Source organism: Achromobacter sp. 2789STDY5608615, from assembly GCF_001298995.1.
Lineage (GTDB): Bacteria > Pseudomonadota > Gammaproteobacteria > Burkholderiales > Burkholderiaceae_B > Achromobacter > Achromobacter insuavis.
The window spans coordinates 170,203-176,890 of the sequence record NZ_CYTY01000012.1; the positions used below are offsets into that span (position 1 = coordinate 170,203).

Annotated in this window: 6 protein-coding genes and 1 pseudogene; 4 read left to right on the forward strand and 3 right to left on the reverse strand. The window is 63.1% G+C overall.

What is annotated here, in order from left to right:
- Positions 1-138 precede the first annotated feature (138 nt).
- On the reverse strand, positions 139-897 hold the full coding sequence (locus AOZ49_RS13080; protein ID WP_054475733.1) for a hypothetical protein: 759 nt from the start codon (positions 895-897) through the stop codon (positions 139-141).
- 539 nt (positions 898-1,436) lie between these two features.
- Entirely contained in the window at positions 1,437-2,345 is a 909-nt protein-coding gene (locus AOZ49_RS13085; RefSeq protein WP_012761385.1) for a LysR family transcriptional regulator, read from the reverse strand.
- 139 nt (positions 2,346-2,484) lie between these two features.
- Between AOZ49_RS13085 and AOZ49_RS31750 the strand changes: the two are divergent.
- Positions 2,485-2,914: pseudogene (locus AOZ49_RS31750) on the forward strand (IS66 family transposase); the annotation flags it as partial.
- 135 nt (positions 2,915-3,049) lie between these two features.
- On the opposite strand, the gene AOZ49_RS13095 reads toward AOZ49_RS31750, so the two are convergent.
- Entirely contained in the window at positions 3,050-3,319 is a 270-nt protein-coding gene (locus AOZ49_RS13095; RefSeq protein ID WP_004265489.1) for an IS110 family transposase, read from the reverse strand.
- A 274-nt stretch (positions 3,320-3,593) separates the two neighbouring features.
- Between AOZ49_RS13095 and AOZ49_RS31755 the strand changes: the two genes are divergently transcribed.
- From AOZ49_RS31755 to AOZ49_RS13105, 3 genes are all read left to right on the forward strand, one after another.
- On the forward strand, positions 3,594-3,875 hold the full coding sequence (locus AOZ49_RS31755; protein ID WP_082380429.1) for a helix-turn-helix domain-containing protein: 282 nt from the start codon (positions 3,594-3,596) through the stop codon (positions 3,873-3,875).
- A gap of 35 nt (positions 3,876-3,910) precedes the next feature.
- Positions 3,911-4,480 carry an Hsp20/alpha crystallin family protein gene (locus AOZ49_RS13100; protein WP_054475737.1) on the forward strand — a complete coding sequence of 190 codons (570 nt, stop codon included), beginning with the start codon at positions 3,911-3,913 and terminating at the stop codon, positions 4,478-4,480.
- Between the two features lie 92 nt (positions 4,481-4,572).
- Positions 4,573-6,688: ATP-dependent Clp protease ATP-binding subunit (locus AOZ49_RS13105; RefSeq protein WP_054475753.1), on the forward strand; the 2,116-nt coding region annotated here is incomplete at its 3' end.

Sequence of the window (6,688 nt, forward strand, 5' to 3'; positions counted from 1 at the left end):
AGACACTCCTTGACGCTCACTGGCGCTGTTCGGAAAGTGCCTCGTATTCAATACACCGCGGTCGCCGAAATCACTGCAATTGCAGAAGCAGCGACTGCAATTGCAGTGCGCCGCATCGGCATCATGCTGGCCGCGTCGTCAGCGCGACGCCTCCAGGTGGTGCCGCGCCTGCGCGAGCTTGCTCCACAGCGTCCGCTCGCTGAGACCCGGCCGCCCCTCATGGTGTGCGATCAGCGCGCTGACCACGGCATCCATGCTGCGGAACGACGAATAGGCCGCGCCTGACGGCGAATTGCCCAGCAGCAGCGTCAGCAGTCCGCCGATGATGTTGAGGTAAGTCGTCTCGCTGCGCAGGCCAGGCTCGCGCGCCTGTTCGTCGTTGGCCGCGCGCGTGGCATGTTCCTTCGCCAGTGCTTCGTGCGCGGTGCGCAGCGTTTCATGCACCAGGGCAAGTTCGGCAAGTTGCGACTTCGCTGCTTCGCGATCGGCCAGCAGAATGTTGAGCGTGTCCACGCTCACCGCCGGATGCACCGCGCGTTCGATGCCGTCAAACAAAAACCCCGGCCGATCGCCGGGGTAGAACTGCGACATCCACGCTTTCAAGTCCACGTGGCGCACGGTCAGCTCGGGGTCGTCGAGCGCCGGCCGCTGCGAGTCCAGCACGATGCCGGCCTTGCCACCGGGCAATTCGCCATGCGTCAGCGCGTCGAAGATGCGCTCGGCATACAGGCGCAGCAGCGGCCAGCGCGGGAATTCGCCGGGCTCCGGCATGGCACGCTGCTCCAGCGCTTCCAGAATACGCTGCTCGAAGCGCAGGAGACCGCACCAGCGGACGGCCGCCTCGATCGGTCGGTAGTACGTCTTTGCGCCAAAGGCGTGGCTGCTCGATTTCGGCATATCGCGCTCTTCCCATCGTCGGATCGACACATGGCAAGCGCGCGCGGCCCACATGGGCGCAGCGATTGCCCAAAGAACCCGATGAAGCGCGAGCCGGTCGGCATCGTGGTGGACGTTGGGTGCGGCGATGTCGCCGAGCGTTACGCAGGGGGCAAACCTCCTTGCGGTGCCCGCTACACCTCAACCATAATGCACCTGCGAAAAATCTTGTTACCGGCGCAACGGTCTGAAAAGCCGCGCATCCAAGTTCGATCAGGAAGGGATGCCGCGCTTTACCGGAAAACCAGGGCAAAGTTTTCGTAGGAATACGGGTGGGGTAAAGCGCCAATGCGACTTCCGGCTGAGCCGGTTTGCATCCAGCAAGGGCTCATGCGTTCTGCGTCACTGCTGTGACCTCGACAGCTTGAAGGTGCCTTGCTTGATGCCGGGTGGATAGGCCCGATTCGCCATCCATGCCCGTGACGCAAAAGGTCGGCCGCCGATGCAATGCGGGTCAAGGTCCAGACCGAAAGGGAATCGTACCGTCCAAAATCCCCGCGTCACATCGGGCGTTGATCGGTGCCTTGCGGGCGTCCGACACGCTCCACGCGGTCGATGAACTGCCGCAGCGGCTCCATGATTTCGCCTTCGGGTCGCAGTAGATAGGTCGTCAGCGAAGCGGTCTCGTCGGCCAGCGGCCGCACGACGACATCGGCCTGATGGCAACCCGCCAGATGCGCCGCGCTCGAAAAGCCCACGCCGTAGCCGGCGGCCACGAGGGCCAGCATCAGGGAATGGGTCTTGACGTACTCGGCTACCGTCGGCTGCGCATCCACCGTGCGGAGCAGCCGTTCGCGCTGCCGGCTGCAACCTTCGCAGACCTGGGGATCGCACAGCACCAGCGGATAGCTCGCCACTTCCTCCAGCGGCACTTCCTTGAAAGCCAGCAGCGGATGCCTGGCGGGCAAAGCCACCACCAGCGGGTCTCGCCACACCGGCATGGCGACGATGCCGGCGTCCATTTCACCAGCCAATGCAAAACCTGCGTCATACAAGTCGTTGCGCAGTCCAGTCACCAACTGCGCCAGTGGCGTTTCAAATATCCGAATGCCGACCTGTGGTGCCTCCTCGCGGCAAAGCGCAAGCAACGCCGACAAGCGGGCCTGCCCCATGTCACCAGATAGTGCGATGCGCAGCGTGTTCCGCTGGTTCGCTGCGGCGCGTGCCTTGGTCTGCGCTTGCTCGAAGGCCAGCAGTACGCGCCGGGCTTCTTCGAGGAAGACCTGTCCCGCCGGTGTGAGACGAACACTGCGTGGCAAGCGGTTGAGCAGCGGCACCCCTAAATCCGCCTCCATCTGGCGGATCGTGCGCGACAGTGGAGACTGTTCGATGTGCAGCCGTCGAGCAGCCCGGCCGAAGTGCAGTTCCTCGGCTACGGCGATGAAGCAGCGAAGATGGCGTAAGTTCATGCTTTCTCCCTACCGATGTGATCAGTCCATATCATCGTAGGGAGCCGAATAGTGCGGAGGATTCACCTCTGTATCGAGATGAGAGCCATCCTGGGGGGTGATGCTCGGATGCTTTTCGCCCATGTCAGCGCCTACGGCGAAGCTCTCGTTCGAGATCGCCCAGCTGCGACGCCTGAAGTTCGGCAAGAAGAGCGAGCAGCTCGATGCCGAACAACGCGCGCTGTTCGACGAGGCTCTGGACGCCGACCTTGCCGCGGCTGAGGCGCAGCTCCAGGAACTGCTGGGCAAGAAGAAGCCGCCGGCTACGCCTGGCGCGATGCCTAAGCGCACCGCCTTGCCGGCGGACCTGCCGCGCGTGGACTGCCACCACGAGCCCGAGAACACTCGCTGCGCGTGCGGCTGTGCGCTCAAGCGCATCAGCGAGAAGCTGGACAACACACCGGGCGTATTCACGGTAGAGTGCCACATCCGCGGCAAGTGGACCTGCGCACAGGTGCCGAACGCTGACCCAGGCGCCAGTCCCGGCGGAGATCATCGCCAAGGGCATCCCCACCTCCGGGCTGCTCACGTAGGTGCTGGTCGCAAAGGACTCCGACCATCTGCGGCTTACATGGTCGTCCCTAGGCAAGCAGGAATCAGCTGCGTGAGTGAATCGGGAGGTTTGCGCAGCTGATGGGTGGTCAGCAGCGTCTGCGCCGGCGTCTTCACCGGCACGAAGCGCATGTGCGGGCGGGTTGCCCATCGGCCGAATCGTTCTTGCGTCCCTTGCCGGCCATGCGGTAGGGCGTGACGAAGTGGCCTGCGATCAGCCGCGCATCCAGCCCATAGCCGCGCAGCTTGCGTGCCCAGTGATGCGCACCGCCGCAGGCCTCCAGGGCCACCAGGCAGCCGGGAGGCAACTGCGCGCACCGGGCCGCAAACTTGTCAGCGGCCAGCGCCTTGGCAACCACCACGCGCGCATCCACCGCATGCACCTAGATAACCCGCTTAGCCAGATCCATCCCGACTCGCGCAATCTCGTTCATGGACTTCCCCTTCACATGGCTACAGATTGACGACTTGGGGAGCACCATCGCGGCGGCAGCCAACATTTGTTTCCTCGCTGCTTACGATTGATTCACATCAATCGGCCAGCAGATCGCTGGATGTTGGCTGTTGACTTTCTGCATGTTAGGTGCATCATCCAGCAAAGTCTTGCAAGAATTTCCTCGAGCGAGGCCGCGTGACGACGGAACTAGTGGGGGTGGTATGACAGCGCGCCAGCAGGCGATCTTCACACTCGACGAGTTGGCTGCCTACTTAAAAGTCGGCAAGCGGACGCTTTACCGGCTCGCCTCGCACGGGGAGATTCCGGCCTTCAAGGTCGGCGGGACGTGGCGGTTTCGTCAAAGTGAAATCGATCGATGGATCAATGATCAGACCCAAGCAGGCAGAAAAAAGGAGGTGATACGTACAGATGAGCAACCGAAGTCAGCGGAATATCCCGTGTCGCCTGGGCGCGCTGTCCATAGCCGCAGGCAAACGGAGTGAGCGAGATTCTTCAATTTTTCTTCTGGAGGTGTGACATGGACATTGATTTCAAGAAATTGGCTCCCTGGAACTGGTTTAAGAAAGAGCATGAAGAACAACAGAGCACTGCCTCGCTGCCCGTGCAGCGCAATGAGCTGCCGGTGGCAGGCGGTCCCGTCAGTCCCATCCTGCAATTGCATCGCGAGATCGACCGCCTCTTTGACGATGCGTTTCGAGGCTTCGGCTTCCCGGCGCTGGCCATGCCGCGATGGCCGTCGGACTGGCCGGGCATGCTGAAGCCGGCACTTGACATCCAGGAAACCGACAAGCAGTACAAGATTTCCTTGGAGGTTCCCGGCGTCGAGGAAAAGGATATCCAGATCACGCTCGACAACGACGTGCTGATGGTACGGGGCGAGAAGCGCCAGGAGCAGGAAAAGAAGGAAGGTGGCTTCCATCGCATCGAACGCTCCTACGGCAGTTTCCAGCGTGCCCTGAACCTGCCTGACAACGCCGACCAGGAATCGATCAAGGCCGCATTCAAGAATGGCGTGCTCACGATCACGATGGACAAGCGCGAGGCCAGTACGCCCAAGCAGGGGCGCTCGATCCCGATCAATGGCTGACGCTGGTCGGCTCGCTTTTCTCAAAACCACAAAAGGATGAGGCTTCGTGATCGGCGGCGTCTCATCAAATCCATCTTTACAGGAGCATCAGCATGGCCAGAAAACAATGCCAAGTCTGCGGCCAGCCCGCCACGGTGCGGGTGGAAGCCAATCTCAATGGTCGCCACAGCACCATGCTGTTGTGTGACGAGCACTATCGCCAATTGGTGCGCCAGCAAAAGCGCACCGTCTCGCCGCTCGAAGCGTTGTTCGGCTCACGTAGCGGCCTGTTCGAAGACTTCCTCGGCAGCGACTTCTTCCGCATCGGTGACGACGCACCGTCCATGGCGGCCGATACCGACGAGGTGGTCGATGCCTCGTTCGGCGAACCCGCCCCGGCTGCTACGGGCACTGCGCGCCGTCGCGGCAGTGGGCTCGCCAGCCGCATCAGCGAACAGTCCGAGGCTTTGTTGCAGGAGGCCGCCAAACATGCCGCCGAATTTGGCCGCCCCGAAGTCGATACCGAACACCTGCTGCTGGCGCTATCCGACAGCGACGTGGTCAAGACCATCCTGGGGCAGTTCAAGATCAAGGTCGATGACCTCAAGCGGCAAATCGAATCCGAAGCCAAGCGTGGCGACAAGCCGTTCGAAGGCGAGATCGGCGTGTCGCCACGTGTCAAGGATGCGCTCAGCCGTGCTTTCGTGGCCTCCAACGAACTCGGCCACTCTTATGTCGGGCCGGAGCATTTCCTGATCGGGCTCGCCGAGGAAGGCGAAGGTTTGGCGGCCAACCTGCTGCGCCGTTACGGCCTCACGCCGCAAGCGCTGCGCCAGCAGGTAAGCAAGGTGGTCGGCAAAGGGGCCGAGGATGGCCGCGCCGAGACGCCGACCAACACGCCGGAACTCGACAAGTATTCGCGCGACCTCACCAAGATGGCGCGCGAGGGCAAGCTCGATCCGGTCATCGGCCGCGCGCAGGAGATCGAGACGACCATCGAAGTGCTGGCCCGGCGCAAGAAGAACAACCCGGTGTTGATCGGTGAGCCCGGCGTCGGCAAGACCGCCATCGTCGAAGGGCTGGCGCAGCGGATGGTCGCCGGCGAAGTGCCCGAGACGCTGCGCGACAAGCGCCTGGTGGAACTCAACATCAATGCCATGGTGGCCGGCGCCAAGTACCGCGGCGAGTTCGAGGAGCGCGTGCAGAAGGTGCTCAAGGAAGTGACCGAGCACCAGGGTGAGCTGATTCTCTTCATCGACGAGGTGCACACCATCGTCGGTGCCGGCCAGGGTGGCGGCGAAGGCGGGCTGGACGTGGCCAACGTGTTCAAGCCGATGATGGCGCGCGGCGAGCTGAACCTGATCGGCGCCACCACGCTCAACGAGTATCAGAAGTACATCGAGAAGGACGCCGCGCTGGAGCGTCGCTTCCAGCCGGTGATGGTGCCCGAGCCGACGGTAGCGCAGACCATGATGATCCTGCGCGGCCTGCGCGACACGTTCGAGGCGCACCACAAGGTCAGTATCACAGAGGACGCGATCATCGCCGCCGCCGAGTTGTCCGACCGCTACATCACCGCCCGCTTTCTGCCCGACAAGGCAATTGACCTGCTCGACCAGGCTGCCGCGCGTGTGAAACTGTCGGCCACGGCCCGCCCAGTGGCCGTACAAGAGCTGGAGTCCGAACTGCACCAGCTGCGGCGTGAGCAGGACTATGTGGCCTCGCGCAAGCAGTACGACAAGGCCGCCGAGCTGGGCAAGCACATCGAGACCAAAGAGGCCGAACTCAAGAAGCTTGTCGAGGAATGGGAACGCGAGCGCGCCTCGGGCAGCGCCGAAGTCAAAGCCGAGCATGTCGCGCAGATCGTCTCGCGCCTGACCGGCATTCCGGTCAACGAGCTGACGGTGGAAGAACGCGAGAAGCTGCTGCATCTGGAGCAGCGGCTGCACGAGCGCCTGGTGGGCCAGGACGAAGCGGTGCGCGCGGTGGCCGATGCCGTGCGTCTGGCGCGCGCGGGCCTGCGCGAAGGCGGCAAGCCAGTGGCCACCTTCCTGTTCCTCGGGCCGACGGGTGTGGGCAAGACCGAACTCGCCAAGGCGCTGGCCGAGTCGATCTATGGCGATGAAGGTGCGCTGCTGCGCATCGACATGTCCGAGTACGGTGAACGCCATACCGTGGCACGCCTGGTGGGCGCGCCTCCGGGCTATGTGGGCTATGACGAGGGGGGGG

Coding starts and splice junctions, on each gene's coding strand:
- AOZ49_RS31755 (WP_082380429.1), top strand. CDS start 3,594: ATGACAGCGCGCCAGCAGGCGATCTTCACACTCGACGAGTTGGCTGCC.
- AOZ49_RS13080 (WP_054475733.1), bottom strand. CDS start 897: ATGCCGAAATCGAGCAGCCACGCCTTTGGCGCAAAGACGTACTACCGA.
- AOZ49_RS13100 (WP_054475737.1), top strand. CDS start 3,911: ATGGACATTGATTTCAAGAAATTGGCTCCCTGGAACTGGTTTAAGAAA.
- AOZ49_RS13085 (WP_012761385.1), bottom strand. CDS start 2,345: ATGAACTTACGCCATCTTCGCTGCTTCATCGCCGTAGCCGAGGAACTG.